Genomic DNA, 15,614 nt, shown 5'->3' with positions numbered 1-15,614 from the left:
GATCGTTTGGGCAGATGGACGGTGAGTGTCACACCTAACCAGTAATACGTCGCTGGCGGGCGCGGATCGCGACGGTGTTCGCCTCGCGAGCGCGAAGCATTATCCCTCTCCACGACGTCAGACGGCTTCGATGGCCGACCACGACGACGTCACGGAGACGGTGCTCTCGGGCGAGGCGTACGCCCGAGCGGCGCTGTCGACGAGGCGATTCTACCCGCTCGGGCTCCGGGGCAAGGTGCTGTTTTGCATCCTGACGGTTGCGTCGACGATCCTGATCGCACCCGCCACGTACGCCCGTCGGAGTCTGATCGGATCGCTCGAGGGGGACGCTGCCTCCTCAGGTGCGATCGAGCCCGGTTTCAGTACGATCGCTCTCGCCGGCGTCGTCTCGACGAGCCTCTGTGCGATCCTCCTGTTGCGCTTTCTCTGGCTGGTCGAGACAGACGCACTCTCCGTCGAGCAGGCGACGGACGTGATCCGGATCGAGGAGGCGATCCTGACCGTCGCCATCTCGACGGGGACGATCATCGTCGCCGCGAGCGTGACGCTGGCCCTGATCGGCCTTCTTTCCCCGAGCCTGGCCGTGGCTCTCTACGGCTCCGGCGTCCAGCTCTACGTCCAGGCCGGCGGCCTCTTCGCCGTCGACGCGCAGGTCACCTCCGGTCTCGCGGTCGCGATCACGCTCGCTTTCCTGTTGCTCTACCTCCTGATCACGGGCGAGGGCGAGCGCCGACGGGCGGCCGTCCCACAGCCCCAGTGAGTCCGACGGACGACGACCGACTCGACGTAATCGTTCGGACCCCTCACTGGATCGCGATCCCTTACCAGTATGGAACCCCGTTCACTTCGGATGGAACCTAACATGACAGCGTAGCCATGCAACTGACCGGATCACTGGCAGCGATCACACAGGAGATAATCCTACAGGCACCGGAGACCCAGACCGAGATATTCGAACACGTGCTCGACGACACGTTGCTCACGCTCTCGTTCGTCGCAAACATCGCCCTCGCGGGGCTGACGATCCTCTTTATCGTCGCCATGGCCCGGGGCGTGACCGACCCGCGGACGAAACTGATCGTCGTCGCGACGATGCTGATCTCGGTCGTCTCGATCTCGAGTTACACCGGGCTCATGTCGGGACTGACGTTGAGTTTCATCGAGATGCCGGCAGGTCACCCGCTCGCGGGCGAGGAGGTGCTTACCATGTGGGGGCGCTACCTCACCTGGACGTTCTCCACGCCGTTCATCCTGATCGTGCTCGGGATGATCGCCGGCTCGAATCTGACGAAGATCCTGACCACCGTCTCGATGACGATCGCGATGTGTGTCACCGGCCTGGCCGCCGCGCTGACCACCTCCTCGTACCTCATGCGCTGGTGGTGGTTCGTGCTCAGTTCGGCCTTCTTCCTGGTGATCGTCTACGTCATCATGGTCGACTGGACCCGGGAGGCCGAGCGGACCGGCACCGGGGATCTGTTCAACACGCTGAAGATCCTCACCGTCGTCGGCTGGTTCGGCTACCCGATCCTCTGGGCGCTCGGCGTCGAAGGGTTCGCGCTGCTCGAGGTCTGGATGACCTCCTGGGGCTACAGCGTCCTCGACATCATCACCAAGTACATCGTCACCGTGCTGATCGTGATGTACGTCATCAAGGAGCCCGAAACGATCACCGGTGACGCCGACTACGGCACCACGCTGAAGGGGGTCGGGACCCCCGCCGACGACTGACCCGGACGCAACCGACCAGATGCCACCCTACAGTTCCACACGATGACACCCCCGCTTACCTACCTCGGCTTCCACCTCGTCTTCACGCTTCCGCCGATCGCGCTGCTCGGCTGGCTCGCCGTCAGACGCGAGCGAGCCTGGTGGAACTGGCGGTCGCTTTCGGGGTTTGCGATCCTGGTCGCGCTGGCGATGGTGTACACCACGCCGTGGACGAACGCGCTGATCCCCGAGGGGGTCTGGTGGTACGGCGAGGGTGCCGTCATCGCGACGGTCTGGTACACCCCCGTCGAGGAGTACCTCTTTTTCGTCCTCCAGACGGCGCTGACGGCGTTCTGGCTCTTTCACCTGCTCGACGTCGCTGACGTCTCGCTGGATCTCCCGGGGAGTCACCGGCTCGTCGGCGTGCTCGCCGGCGCGGCGCTCTGTCTGGCCGGCTGGCTCCTCCTCGGGACGACCTCGACGTTCTACCTCGGGGCGATCCTGTTCTGGGCCGGCCCGATCCTCGCGATCCAGTGGGGGTTCGGTCTCACCTACCTCGTCCGCGCGAGACGACAGGTGGTGCTCGCGATCGCCGTGCCGACGCTGTACCTGTGGCTCGCCGACTGGGTCGCGATCTCGCTCGGCATCTGGATGATCTCGGAGACGCACACGATCGGCGTCGGCGTCGCCGGTCTACCGCTCGAGGAGATGCTGTTCTTCCTGCTGACGAACGTCTTCATCGTGCAGGGAATCGTTCTCTACGTCTGGGTACTCGACCGCCTGGACGTCGATCCGGCCAGCTCACCGGTTCGCTCGGTCGCGAGGCGACTCGGCGGCCGACCGCTCGATGAGTGAGCCGGCGTCCTCGAGCGACCTCGGCGGTGATGCGGTGACCAGCACCGCACGGAAGCGTGCCACCCGGATCGCCGTCGTCGGTGGTGTCGTGGCCCTGGCCGTCGGCGCGGCCGTTACCGCTGTCACCGACTCGATCCCACTGTGGGCACAGCTGCTTCCGTTCGCGGCGAGCGTCCTCGTCTTCGGGCTCCCTCACGGCGCCGTCGACCATCTCGTGCTCCCGCGTGCGTACGGCCGCCCGGTCACTCCTCGAGCCCTGGCGTTCGTCGGTGGCCTGTACCTGACCGTCGGCGGCCTGTACGCCGTCGTCTGGTGGGTCGCGCCCGCGGCCGCGTTCGCGGCGTTCATCGCGCTGACGCTCGTCCACTGGGGCCAGGGCGACGTCTACGCGCTCGTCGTGCTCGCGGGTGCGGACCACCTCCGGACGCGGGCGGCCCGCGCGCTGACAGCGTTCGTTCGCGGCGGGATCCCGATGCTCGTTCCGCTGGTCGCGTTTCCAGCCGAGTACGCCTTCGTCGCGCAGACGCTGGTGGGGCTGTTCGATCCCGCCGCCGTGGCGGCCCTCGAGCCTGCTTTTACGCCCGAGGTGCGCCTCGTCGTCGGTGTCGTCCTTGCGGCGTCGATACTGGGATCGCTCGCGATCGGGTTTCGCGCGGCCGACGACCACGGTCCCTGGCTGCTCGAGGCGGGCGAAACGCTCGGACTGGTTGCATACTTCGCGGTCGTCCCTCCAATTCTCGCGATCGGGCTGTACTTTCCGTTCTGGCACTCGCTTCGCCACATCCTCAGAGCGATGCTGCTCGACGAGCCGGCCTGCAGTCGGCTCGCCGAGGGTCCGCTCGCCGGTGCGTTCGGTCGGTTCGCTCGCGACGCCGCGCCGTTGACCGCCGGCGCGCTCGTCCTGTTCGTCGCCCTCGCGCTCCTCGTGCCGACGACGCCGGCAATCGTCGACGACCTGCTGGGAGTGTACCTGGTCGGCATCGCAGTGTTGACACTGCCACACGTCGTCGTCGTCGCGCTGCTGGATCGCCGGATCGGACTCTGGGCGCCGGGGCGCTGACCGACCGGCGAACTCGAGAACCGACCGTAGCGGCGCCGGATAGCTATAAATCGAAGGCGATCGTATCTGGCTGGCAATGTCTCACACAGATGACGGTTCCGACCATCCACTCGAGCCGCTAGCGCCGACGGAGATCGAACGGAGCTGGTCGATCGCGACCGAGGAGCGCGGGCTCTCCGAGGACGCGCGTGCGATCGAGATCACGCTCGCCGAACCACCGAAGGCGGCGCTTCGGGCGTTCGAGGACGGCGGGCCGAAACCGGAGCGACGGGTACGGATCGTCGCCCGCGACAAGACAGAGGGGGCGTCCTACGAGGGGATCGTTTCGCTTGACGACGAGGCGGTCGTCGAGTGGAGCGAGATCGAGCGCGGCCAGCCGCGGATGATCGGCGAGGAGTTCGTCGAGGTCGAGCAGACGGTGACGGAAAACGAGGAGTTCCGCGAGGCGGTGCGCCGACGCGGTGCCGATCCCGATCTGGCGATCGTCACCGCCTGGTCGGCGGGGTACGACTTCGTCCCCGAGGATATCGATCGGGAGCGACGGCTGGCACACGGCATCGCCTGGGTGCAAGGCGACGCCGAGGACGAGGGTGCGGAGGCGTACAACCGACCGCTGTCGGGGATCCACGCGTGGGTCGACCTCGACGACCGCGAGGTAGTGAAGCTCGTCGACACGGGGCCCAAAACCGAGGACGTCGTCGGGACCCTCCGGACGAGCTACTACCGCGAGGAGAAACGCGACCTCCGCGAGGACCTCGAGCCGTACAACGTGATCCAGCCGGAGGGGCCGAGCTGGGAGGTCGACGGTCACACCGTCGAGTGGCAGAACTGGCGCGTTCGAGTGGGGTTCAACCACCGCGAGGGGCTGGTGCTTCACGACGTCAGCTACGACGACGACGGCGACGAGCGGACGATCCTCCGGCGGGCCTCGTGGCCGGAGGTCGTCACCGCGTACAACGACCCCGACCCGGACCACGACTGGAAGGCTCCCTTCGACGTCGGCGAGTACGGACTGGGTCGGCTGGCGAACTCGCTGAGCGAGGGCTGTGACTGTCTGGGATACATGCACTACTGGGACGCCGCGCTCAACGACGCCGACGGCAACGCGCAGCTGATCCCGAACGCGATCTGTCTCCACGAGGAGGACTACGGCCTCCTCTGGAAGCACTACGACTGGCGGGTCGGCGACCACGAGGTGCGGCGCAACCGACGGCTCGTGATCTCGTTCATTTCGACGATCGGGAACTACGACTTCGGGTTCTACTGGTACTTCTACCAGGACGGAAGCGTCGAGGGCGAGGTCCGACTGACGGGCTGTAACGCGACGGGGCTGCTCGGCGACGACCGCGAGACGGGGTACGCCGAGACGATCGGTCCTGGCCACAAGTCGATGCTCCACCAGCACGTGTTCAACTGCCGGCTCGATTTCGAGGTCGACGGTCCGAAAAACACCGTCCAGGAGGTGAACCTCCGGGAGGTGCCTTACGGGCCCGACGGGTACGATCCGACGCCCCACGCCGACGCCGACCGAAAACACCTGAACCCGCACGGGAACGCCGCCTACGTCGACCGCACGCGGTTCGAACGGGAGTCCGAGGCCAAACGTCTGACGGACACCCACGCGGGTCGCTACTGGGAGATCGTCAACGAGGACGTCCGAAACGACGCGACGGGCGAGCCAGTCGGCTATCGACTGATGGGCGGCGACGGGACCAACACCGCGTTCCCGATGCAGGCCGGCTCCGGCGTGGTGAAACGGGCCGGCTTCGCGAAGAAACACCTCTGGGTCACGCGGTACGACGACGACGAGCGCTACCCCGCGGGCGAGTATCCAAACCAGAACCCTGGTGGCGAGGGGCTGCCGGCCTGGACCGAGGCGGACCGATCGATCGCGGACGAGGACCTCGTCGTCTGGTACAACCTCTGTCAGACCCACGTCTCGGTGCCAGAGGACTGGCCGATCCTGCCCGCGAAGATAGTCTCGTTCAAGCTCCAGCCCGCCCACTTCTTCGAGGAGAACCCGGCGATCGACGTCCCGCCGGAGCACGCGATCAAGGACGTCGAGAAGTGGAAGACGGAACGGCAGGAGTCGATGGATCTCGACGAGTAGCGATCGCCGTCTCGAGCGACTGCCGGGCGTCGTTCGGCCCGCCCTCGTCCCCACAGAGCGGCGTCCCAAAACGGTCACCGGCCGGCCGTCAGTTCTCCGCCGCCAGTGACGGCTTGACGACCGCGAGAAAGAGGAAGTACGCGAGCGCGGCGACGACGATCGAGACGGCGAGGACGGTCACGCCGACGAATCCCTCGAGTGCCGCCTCGGGTCGCTCGAAGAGGTACGCGCCGCCCTCGATGGCGAACACGACCAGTCCGCCGTAGACCGCGGTGAACGCGACCGCCCGGACGAGCGCTTCCCCGTCGTACCCCGGGCTTCGAAAGAGTTCGACCACGAACAGCAACGCGAGCGCCAGCACGTAGAACGGCTCGGGTACAGCACCGAATCCGACGGTACTCACGGCGAGGTAGCCGTAGTACGCGAGCGCGAGCAACACCCCGCCGAGCAGGGTCATCGAGAGGCCGTACCCGCTGGCGTCGTCGACCGCAGGCGTCGTGAACTCTATCCCGTCGTTCGCGTCGTCGACCGGAGTCGAATCCGGCCCGGCGGTCTCGTCGTCGGACATGGCTCTACACGTTGACTCGACACCCATCCTTAGAAACATTCGGTATGTTATACACTTGTTCGAGGAGAATCCGACGATCGACGTCCCGCCGGAGCACGCGATCGAGACATCGAACAGTGGAAGGCCGACCGTCAGGAATCGATGGAACTCGACGGGTGAACGTTCGATCGCGGTCCTGTCGACCGACGCCACCGGAACCGCCGACCCTCGATTTCGACTACGATACCACTCGAGGGGGCTGTTGCGACCCCCTCTAGCGCCCGGAACTACTCGTCTTCGAAGTCCTCGAACTCGAGTCCCAGTTCGTCGAAGAGCTCGACGACTAGCTCGTAGTCGTCCCTGTCGGCCTCCTCGATGCCGGTAAACCAGAGCTCGTAGTCTTCATCGACGTCCTCCGGGATGAGGTCTTCCTCCTCGGCGTCGAGCAGCGCCTCCCTGACGTCGTCGCGAACTGGCTCGTCCCAGTCGCTCCGGGCCGTGATCGGCGCCCGCGGGAGTGGATCCGAGACGGCGACCAGCTGCAGTTCCTCCGCCTCGTCCTCGAGCGCCGACCCCGCGTCGTCGTACTCCGCGGAGTGTTCGACGAACTCCTCGTGTTCGTCGAACTGCTCCTGGGGGATCTGCGGTGCGGAGGCGAACGCACCCGTCGCGGCGGCCGCGACGGTGTCGTCGTTGATCATCTGTTCGCGGGTCGTGTCGTGGTCGTCCGCGGTCTGGATCTCGAGATCGTTCGCGTCACCCTGCGGGAAGTCGCCGATGTCCAGTCCGGCCTCGCTCAGCATCATCGCCGGCGCGAGCGTCCCGCTGAACGACAGCAGCGCGCCGGTGGCCATCGTCTCGCCTGCGAGGTCGTCGATGGTTTCGATGTCGCTGTCCGGCGTGGTGATGATCGTCGAGAAGTACAGCGGGCCGCCGAAGGCCGTCCGCATGCCGAGGACGTCCGCGAACTCCTGGCTTCCCGGGAGCCCCGTCGGCGACGTGTCCGCGATCTCCGCCTGGTTGGTGTTGAGCGCCTCGAAGGTCTCGACGTAGCTGCCGGCGCGGATGAGTTCGACCTCCGCGCCGGTTTCGGCCTCGAGGTACTCCTTCATCGGCGTGTACTCCTCGACGATGTCGGTCTGTTCCTCCGCCGGGTTGAGGACGAACCGAACCGGATCGTCGTCCTCCCTGCCGCCGCCATCACCCTCTCCGAGGCAGCCGGCCAGCCCCGCGAGCGCGGCTCCGCCGGTCGCGGTCAGAAACGTTCGTCGAGTGTTGGTACCACGGTGTGGTAGCTTCGCCATATTTGGTACCCAGAGTCACCCATCATAAAATCAACGAGGCGACCGCGGGCGTTTCGTACGGCGATCGCATCAGCGACTGATCTGGAACACCGAGCAGGTCGGGTTCGCTTCCGATATCCGTTCGGCCGGAGCCACCGCCCGTCCTCGAGATCCTCGAACCGGACAACGCGGTCCAGTTGGCCCGACCGAGCCGGGGGTCGCCGCCGCTCCGCCGACGGAACTAGCGTCAGAATCGGGGTCGCTCACCGCGAGGAGCTGCCTGGACCTCGACGAGTAGCCACTACCCCGTCACTCGAGCGCGTCGGCGACGACCTCGATCGGCGTCGGCGGCTCTTCGGGTGCACCTGGCCTGTCCCCGAGCTGGGTCCGGCAGGACGCACCGGGAGCGACGACCCGCTCGCCCGGGCTGGCCGCGACCTGCTCGTACAGCACGTCGCCGATCGCCTGGCTCATCGAGTAGTGTTCGGCCTCGTAGCCGAAACTCCCCGCCATCCCACAGCACGTCGAGTCGAGCGGGTCGACCGCGTAGCCGGCCCGGCGCAACACCCCGACGGCGTGGTGGTCCTTGGCGTGTGCCTTCTGGTGGCAGTGGCCGTGGTAGACGAGGTGGTCGGCGGGCGCGTCGAACTCGATCGCGGCGTCGAGGTCGAACCGATCGAGGTACTCACAGACGCCGTAGGTGTTCGACGCGATCCGATCGACGGCGGGCCCGCCAAGCAGATCGGGGTAATCCGACTGGAGCATCACCGCGTCGGAGGGTTCGATCAGGATCACGTCCCACCCGTTCTCGACGAACGGCTCGAGCCCGTCGACGGTTCCCTGGGCCTTCTCGGCGGCGAGATCGAGCATCCCCTTCGAGAACGCCGGTCGACCGACGTCCCGCGGCGTCGTAACCTCGACGTGAACGCCGGCGGCCTCGAGCACCGCGAGAGCCGCCTCACCGGCCTCGGGATGCTCGTGGTTCGTGTAGACGTCCGGAATCAACAGCGCGCGTCGAGAGGCTTCAGCTGCGGGGACGGCGGGCTCGTGGTCGGCGACCCGCTTGGCGAAGGTTCGGCGCTCGAACGAGGGGAGGTCGCGCTCGCGAGCGATCCCGAGCGCCTTCTCGGTCAGCAGGCCGCTCCCGGGGAGCGTCGACAGCCAGTTCGAGACCGGTGCCGTCGCGCTACCCACCTTCGCAAGCGTCTCGAAGTGCGCGAAGAGCCGATCGCGGATCGAGATCCCGTTGCGCTGGTGGTACTCGTGGGTTACTTCGGCCTTGAGCTTCGCCATGTCGACGCCGCTCGGACAGTCGTGTTTACACCCCTTGCAGCCAATACAGAGGTCCATCGCCTCCTCGACGAACTCCTCGGAGAACGCCTCGTCGGGGTCGAGATCGCCGCTCATCGCCTGGCGGAGCGCGTTCGCCCGGCCGCGGGTCGAGAGGATCTCCTCGTGGCTTGCCCGGAACGTCGGACACATCACGCCCCCGGTGGTGGACTGTTCGCCCCGACAGCCGCCACAGCCGTGACAGAGCTCGGTCATCCCCTGGAACCCGTTGTCGTTGTCCCACTCGAGTTGCGGCTCGAATCCGGCGTCGAACTCGTAGTCGGGGCCGAACCGGTGGTGCTCAGTCATGTCTGTCGGGTTCTCGTCACGGAAGACAACCTGCCCTGGATTCAGCAGCCAGTCGGGGTCGAACGCCGTCTTCAGCTCCTGGAAGGTCTCCCACAGCTCCTCGCCGTACAGCTTGCGGTTCCACTGGGTGCGGGCGCGACCGTCGCCGTGTTCGCCCGAGATCGAGCCGTCGTACTCCACCACGAGGTCGGTCACGTCGTCGGCGATCGACTCCATCCGCTCGAGCCCCGCCTCGGTCTTCGTGTTGACCAGCGGACGGATGTGGAGGACCCCGGGACCCGCGTGGGCGTAGAAGCTGGCGTAGGTGTCGTGATCCTCGAGGACGTCCTGGAAGTCCGCGACGAACGCCCGGAGGTTCTCGGGCGGGATCCCGGTGTCCTCGATGAACGCGACGTGTTTCTCGTCGGTCGTCCGCGAGAGCAAGATTGGGAGCCCGGACTTGCGCAGCTTCCAGATCTTCGCCCGGCTCTCCGAATCGTAGGCCTCGATCGCGTCGAAGGCCCGGACGTCCTCGGTGGCAACGACCCGCTCGTCGGCGGGGTCGGCGTCGCCGGCGGGGTCGACCGTCGGACAGCGATCGGCGAGCAGGTTCGCGACCTGACGTTCGCCGTCGGTCACGTCCTCGGCGTAGAATTCGACGATGAGGACCGCGGCCGTCCCCTTGGGCAGCATCTCGGTAACGGGCGCGAACTCGGGCGTGTTACGGGCGAGGTCGATCATTACGTCGTCGAGTACCTCGACCGCGGCGGGGTCGTGGTCGACGATCGGCTCGACGTCGGCCATCGCGTCGAGGACGCTGTCGTAGGCGAGCAACGTCATGCTCTTCTCGGCGGGGATCGGCTCGAGCGAGACGGTCGCCTCGGTGACGATCGCGAGGGTTCCCTCGCTCCCGCAGAGCAGCTTCGCGAGGTTGACCGTCCCGCCCTCGGAATCTGGTTCGCCGACGCCGCGCTCTCCGCCTATTGCGTCTTCGACCAACCAGTCCAGATTGTAGCCGGAGACGTTGCGCTTGAGATCGGGGTACGTTTCCGCGATCAGTTCACCCCGTTCCTCGAGGATCCGGGCGACCTCGGCGTAGATCGCCGACTCGAGGTCGTCGCCGTCGGCGAGGTCGGGCAGCTCCGCTACGGCGACCTCGCCGAACCGCGTGCGGGTGCCGTCCGCGAGGACGACCTCGCAGGACTCGACGTAGGCATCGGTCTTGCCGTACTGCAGCGAGTGGGCGCCCGTCGAGTTGTTCCCGATCGCCCCGCCGAGGGCGCTCTTGTCGCCCCAGGCCGGATCGGGCGCGAACTTCAGTCCGTGGGGGGCGAGCGACTCGTTGAGGCTTCCGAGGTAGATCCCCGACTGGGCGGTTGCCCGGCGGGCGTCGGGGTCGACGTCGACGACGCCGTCCATGTGCGTCGTGAAATCGAGCACGACGGCCTCGTTGACCGTCTGCCCCGCGAGGCTCGTCCCGCCACCCCGTGGAAGCACCGGGATCTCCCGCTGGGCGCAGTAGTCGACGACCGCGGCGACGTCCTCGGTCGAACGCGGGAAGACGACGGCGATCGGCGTCAGCTCGTAGATACTCGCGTCGGTCGCGTACAGCTCTCGTGAGTACGAGTCCGCGCGAACCTCGCCGGCGATGCGTCGGTCGAGGACGTCGACGAGCGTCGGTCGTTCGACGTCCTCGCTCTGATAGTCGTAGTTCGCCTGCGGATCGAACGCAGGGTCCGGTCGGGTCGTCGATCGGTCGCGTGAGTCGATTGGGTCTGTTGCCATCGGATTCGTGGTCGCGTGTGGTCTACAGTCGATACCGTCGCTCGAGTTCGGTTCCTGACTCGTTAGAGCACCTCCGGGAAGCGGACGCGCGTGAAAAGCAGTGTGACGATGCCGACGGACGCGGCGAGGGAGAGGGCTACGATCCCGTCCATTCCTGTCAGTTTCCCTCCCTCGATCCAGTCCCCGACTCGGTCATGTCATGGTACACCCTGGGTGGATATGTGGCCTGTAAGCAGCGGCCCGATTAATACCCTTGTGCGAATTCCCACCGACGGAGGATGGAACCCAACCGTACTCGGCACCGAACTCGACCGTGTACCGACACCGCTATAGCCGAGCGGCCGATTCGAGTCGGGTCGGTTTCCTGCGTGTCTCGAGTGTCGGAACGATAGGCCGAAGGTGCCGGGAGCGAAGACCCCGACGGTCTCGTCGAAAAGATCGACGCCGGCGAGCCGTTCCGGAACGCGGGAACGGTCCGCGACGATCGCCCTACTGGGCCTCTTCCAGCTTTTCGAGCGCCTCTGGGTTCTCGATACTGCTCATATCGCCCAGATCCTCGCCGGTGTAGGTCGCTTCGATCGCCCGACGGATGATCTTGCCCGACTGAGTCTTGGGGAACTCGTCGACGAACAGCACCTCTCGCGGACGGAACGGTTTGCCCAGTTCCTCGCCGACCTGCGCGCGCAGTTCGCCGCGGAGGTCGTCGCTCTCCTCGTAGCCGTCCTCGAGGATGACGTAGGTGACGACCGCCGTGCCCGTGGTGTCGTCGGGGGCGCCGATCGCCGCGGCCTGGTTGACCGCCTCGTGGTCGATCAGCGCGCCCTCGACCTCCGCGGGGCCGACCTTCCGTCCCGCGACGTTGAGCGCGTCGTCGGCCCGCCCGTGGAGGAACCAGAACCCGTCCTCGTCCTTCTGGGCCCAGTCGCCGTGGTTCCACATGTCGTCGAACCGGGACCAGTACTCCTCGAGGTAGCGCTCGTCGCCCGACCACAGCGACTTGGTCATCGACGGACAGGAGTCCCGGGCGACGAGGTAGCCCCGTTCGTTGTCGTCCTTGATCGACTCGCCGGTGGCGTCGACGATGTCGATGTCCATGCCGAGGCCGGGGCCGCCCAGCGTACAGGGCTTGAGGGGTTCGGTCGGCATCGGCATCAGGAAGCAGCCACAGATCTCGGTACCCCCGGAGATGTTGATGATCGGCGCCTCGCCACCGCCGACGTTCTCGTAGAACCACTGCCAGGATTCGGGGTCCCAGGGTTCGCCCGTCGACCCCAGCAACCGGAGCGAGGAGAGGTCGTGGCCGGAGAGCCAGTCGTCGCCGTGTTTCCGAAGCGCCCGGATCGCCGTCGGGGAGATCCCGAACTGGGTCAGCTCGTGGCGGTCGATCATCTCCCAGAACCGATCCGGCTGCGGGTGGTCGGGCGCGCCCTCGTACATGAAGACGGTGCCGCCGAAGGTGTGGGTCCCGATCAGCGTCCAGGGGCCCATCATCCAGCCGATGTCGGAGACCCAGAAGAACCGATCCGAGGGCTTGAGATCCATCCCGAAGTGGACCTCCTTCGGACACTGGACCTGGACACCCGCGTGGGTGTGGACGATCCCCTTCGGTTTCCCGGTCGTTCCCGACGAGTACAGCAGCATCGACTCCTGGTCGGAGGCCAGCGACTTCGTCTCGTACTCGTCGGACCGGCTCTCGACGGCGTCGGCCCACCACTCGTCGCGGTCGTCTGTCCAGGGAACGTCGTTCTCACTGGTGTCACTGCTGGTACCGAGTCGATCGAAGACGATCACGTCCTCGACGTACCCGGCCTCCTCGATCGCCTCGTCGGCCGACCCCTTGAGACGGACGGGGCTCCCCCGCCGGTAGAAGCCGTCGCCGGTAAACAGCACCGAACACTCCGAGTCGGCGATCCGAGTCGCGGTCGCGTCGACGCCGAAACCAGAGAAGATCGGTACCGCGATCGCACCGACCTTGAAACAGCCGTAGAGGATCGCGGCGACCTCGGGGACCATCGGCATGTAGAGCCCGACCGTATCGCCCGTCTCGATCCCTCGCTCCTCGAGCGCGTTCGCTACCTGGTTCGACTGGCGACGAAGCTCGTGGTAGGTGATCTCCCGAATCTCGCCGTCCTCGCCCTCCCAGATCGTCGCGACCTTGTTCCGTCGCTCCTCGTCGCGGGCGGCGTGGCGGTCGGCGACGTTGTGGGCGAGGTTGAGTTCGCCGCCGGGGTACCAGTCGGTGAACTGGGGCCCCTCGCCGTCGTCCCGTACCTCGTCGTACTCCTCGTAGAACTCGATCCCGAGGTAGTCGACCAGCTCGTCCCAGAACCAGTCGACCCCGCTCTCGGGCTCGTCCTCGAGTTCGGTCGTCGTCCGTTCGATCAGCGCCTCGTAGTCGTCGATCCCGTACTCCCGCATGAACGCCGCGACGTTGGTCGACTCGACGAACGCCTCGTCGGGTTCGTGAACGATCTCGTCGACGTCTTCCAGACTGGTGGTTTCTCCCATCGTTACTCTCACTCGTAGGTTAGCGTCATACCCCCATCAAACAACAGGTCGCCGCCGTCGAGGTGTCGGCCGAGATCGGAGAAGCCGAGCACGAACAGGTTGCCGACGTCGATCGGCTCCATCATCTCCTTGACCCGGGAGTGGCCCAGCATTACCTCCTCGATCACCTCCTGGACGCTGATCCCGCGCTGCTCGGCCGTATCCTCGAGCTGGGCGGTCACCAGCGGCGTCTTCACGTAGGCGGTACTCACCGAGAAGGCCCGAACCTCGCCGTCACCCTCGGCCGCGATCGACTGGGTGAGCCCGCGCAGCCCGAACTTCGAGACGTTGTAGGCGACCTTGTCGCTCGTGACGAAGTGGGCGTGGACCGAGGCCATGTTGCCGACGCAGCCCCGTCCGTCCTCGGTGTCCCGGAAGTGGGGCAGACAGAGCTTCGAGAGGTAGATCGGGGCTCGGAGCATGATCCGGTGAATCATGTCGTAGGTCTCCATCGGGAACTCCTCGATCGAGTCGATGTGTTGCATCCCCGCGACGTTCGCGAGGTACTTGAGATCGCCCAGTTCGGCCGCTTCGGCGACGATTCGTTCGATGTCGTCGTCATCGGTGAGATCCCCGGCGATCGGGACGATCTCCCCCTCGAGGTCGAGTTCCTCGCCGCGGGCGACGGTCTCATCGAGCCCGTCTTCGTCGATGTCGGTGATCGCGACGGTGAGCCCGTTGCCCGCGGCTGCCAGCGCGGTCGCCCGGCCGATACCGGACCCACCCCCGGTAACCAGACAGACGTTTCGGGCGACAAAGGAGTCGTCAGCGATCCTGTGGATGTCCTCGTTCGTGATCGTCGGCGGGCTCACGGTATCCTGTGACATACCGTATCAGTGTACCGGGACGGGCTAAAGCGGTCCCGTTAACATATCAACGGCGTTCGCCGACCCGCCGGCGCGGCCGCAATTCGCGCCGGCCGCGGATGCGAACGATTAATATCCGTATTATGGTTATAATGTACCGTGCTATGATCGACCTCGATCTCGACATGCGGCAGTACGACTGCCCCTTTATCGACACCACTGACGACGTCGACGTCGCGTTCTCGGCCGTCCAGTGGCAACTCGACACCGACGCCGAGAAGCTCGAGACGCGGCTCATCGCGAAGGGGGAGTCGGCGCCGGCGCTGGAACAGGGGCTCCACGAGCTTCGGACCCATCCGAACATGCGCGACTGTTACATCCTCACGAAGCGAGACAACGTCGCCCAGATCGGGACGACGATCGAACAGACGAACGCGATGCGGGCGATCCAGGAGAACGACGGCTACATCACCGGTCCGTTCCGGATCGAGGACGGCCGCGAGCGCTGGCACGTCGGCTTCGACGACGACGACGCCGAGGACCGCACTCTCGCCGAACTCGAGCGACACAACGACTACGAGGTCGAGGACCGCGACCAGTTCGGACCGACGACGCTGTTCGACCTGCTCGAGAACTCCGACAGCGCGCTGCGCCTGCTCGAGGGCTGTCGCTCCCTCACCGAGACCGAACAGGAGACCTTCGAGGTCGCCTCGAAGAACGGCTACTACGAGACGCCCCGGGAGACGACCCTCGACGAGTTGGCCGACCACTTCGACATCTCGAAGACCGCCGTCTCGATGAACCTGCGACGCAGCGAACGGAAGATCCTGAAGGCCGCGCTGGGTGCGATCGAGGGGATGGACGACCACGGCGAGCTGTAGTTTGGTACAGATTCACAGTAAGTTACCAAAACTGTTAGTTGTGTCTGACGTACGTTTATGGTTCCGGACCCTTCCCTAGAAGGTATGTCGAACAATCGCGTGGAGCAACTCGAGTCGACCGTCGCCGAACTCGAGTCGACCGTCGAGGGACTGACGAGCGAACTTATCGAGGCGAAAGAACGTATTCGCGTCCTCGAGGCCGAACTGGACGCCGACACCCCGACCCGCGTTCCCGAACGACGAAGCGAGAGCGAGGAGCCGGTCGACACAGCGGTGAGCGATGAAACCGAGCCCTCGGCCGACGAGGTCGAGGCCGAGGCCGAACCCGCGGACGCCGAGGCGACCGAGGAGAGCGACGGCGACGAAGCGGAAGACTCAGGTAGCGACGACATTATCGTCGCATAACCGCACGA

The 15,614-nt window shown here is 66.0% G+C and carries 12 protein-coding genes; 7 read left to right on the top strand and 5 right to left on the bottom strand.

Going from position 1 to position 15,614, the window contains the following annotated elements:
• Nucleotides 1-130: 130 nt before the first annotated feature.
• The 5 genes from QA609_RS01315 to QA609_RS01295 all read left to right on the top strand — a co-directional run bounded on the left by QA609_RS01315 (nt 131) and on the right by QA609_RS01295 (nt 5,735).
• Nucleotides 131-760 (top strand): hypothetical protein, encoded by a 630-nt coding sequence (locus tag QA609_RS01315; protein ID WP_278300773.1) that lies wholly within the window; start codon nt 131-133, stop codon nt 758-760.
• A 116-nt stretch (nt 761-876) separates the two neighbouring features.
• On the top strand, nt 877-1,731 hold the full coding sequence (locus QA609_RS01310; protein ID WP_278300772.1) for a bacteriorhodopsin: 855 nt from the start codon (nt 877-879) through the stop codon (nt 1,729-1,731).
• Between the two features lie 42 nt (nt 1,732-1,773).
• On the top strand, nt 1,774-2,565 hold the full coding sequence (locus QA609_RS01305) for a lycopene cyclase domain-containing protein (RefSeq protein WP_278300771.1): 792 nt from the start codon (nt 1,774-1,776) through the stop codon (nt 2,563-2,565).
• A complete protein-coding gene (locus QA609_RS01300; protein ID WP_278300770.1) occupies nt 2,558-3,625 on the top strand; it encodes a Brp/Blh family beta-carotene 15,15'-dioxygenase in 1,068 nt (355 codons plus the stop codon). The genes QA609_RS01305 and QA609_RS01300 overlap by 8 nt, the downstream gene beginning before the upstream one ends.
• A gap of 76 nt (nt 3,626-3,701) precedes the next feature.
• Nucleotides 3,702-5,735 carry a primary-amine oxidase gene (locus QA609_RS01295; RefSeq protein ID WP_278300769.1) on the top strand — a complete coding sequence of 678 codons (2,034 nt, stop codon included), beginning with the start codon at nt 3,702-3,704 and terminating at the stop codon, nt 5,733-5,735.
• Nucleotides 5,736-5,823: 88 nt separating this feature from the next.
• Here QA609_RS01295 and QA609_RS01290 read toward each other — a convergent pair whose 3' ends face one another.
• The 5 genes from QA609_RS01290 to QA609_RS01270 all read right to left on the bottom strand — a co-directional run bounded on the left by QA609_RS01290 (nt 5,824) and on the right by QA609_RS01270 (nt 14,341).
• Nucleotides 5,824-6,303, bottom strand: a complete 480-nt coding sequence (locus QA609_RS01290; RefSeq protein WP_278300768.1) for a hypothetical protein — start codon at nt 6,301-6,303, stop codon at nt 5,824-5,826.
• A gap of 266 nt (nt 6,304-6,569) precedes the next feature.
• On the bottom strand, nt 6,570-7,586 hold the full coding sequence (locus QA609_RS01285) for a PhnD/SsuA/transferrin family substrate-binding protein (protein WP_278300767.1): 1,017 nt from the start codon (nt 7,584-7,586) through the stop codon (nt 6,570-6,572).
• A 288-nt stretch (nt 7,587-7,874) separates the two neighbouring features.
• Nucleotides 7,875-10,967, bottom strand: a complete 3,093-nt coding sequence (locus QA609_RS01280) for an FAD-binding and (Fe-S)-binding domain-containing protein (RefSeq protein ID WP_278300766.1) — start codon at nt 10,965-10,967, stop codon at nt 7,875-7,877.
• Between the two features lie 489 nt (nt 10,968-11,456).
• The gene (locus tag QA609_RS01275; RefSeq protein WP_278300765.1) at nt 11,457-13,475 is read right to left on the bottom strand and encodes an AMP-binding protein; all 2,019 of its coding nucleotides are present in this window, start codon (nt 13,473-13,475) and stop codon (nt 11,457-11,459) included.
• Between the two features lie 8 nt (nt 13,476-13,483).
• A complete protein-coding gene (locus tag QA609_RS01270; RefSeq protein ID WP_278300764.1) occupies nt 13,484-14,341 on the bottom strand; it encodes an SDR family NAD(P)-dependent oxidoreductase in 858 nt (285 codons plus the stop codon).
• A gap of 143 nt (nt 14,342-14,484) precedes the next feature.
• Between QA609_RS01270 and QA609_RS01265 the strand changes: the two genes are divergently transcribed.
• A complete protein-coding gene (locus tag QA609_RS01265) occupies nt 14,485-15,201 on the top strand; it encodes a helix-turn-helix domain-containing protein (RefSeq protein ID WP_278300763.1) in 717 nt (238 codons plus the stop codon).
• A gap of 84 nt (nt 15,202-15,285) precedes the next feature.
• Nucleotides 15,286-15,606 (top strand): hypothetical protein, encoded by a 321-nt coding sequence (locus QA609_RS01260; RefSeq protein WP_278300762.1) that lies wholly within the window; start codon nt 15,286-15,288, stop codon nt 15,604-15,606.
• Nucleotides 15,607-15,614: the final 8 nt, after the last annotated feature.

This window comes from Natronococcus sp. A-GB7, from assembly GCF_029688865.1.
Lineage (GTDB): Archaea > Halobacteriota > Halobacteria > Halobacteriales > Natrialbaceae > Natronococcus.
Note: the sequence above shows the minus strand (reverse complement) of the source record. Positions and strands in the feature narration are given on the sequence as shown.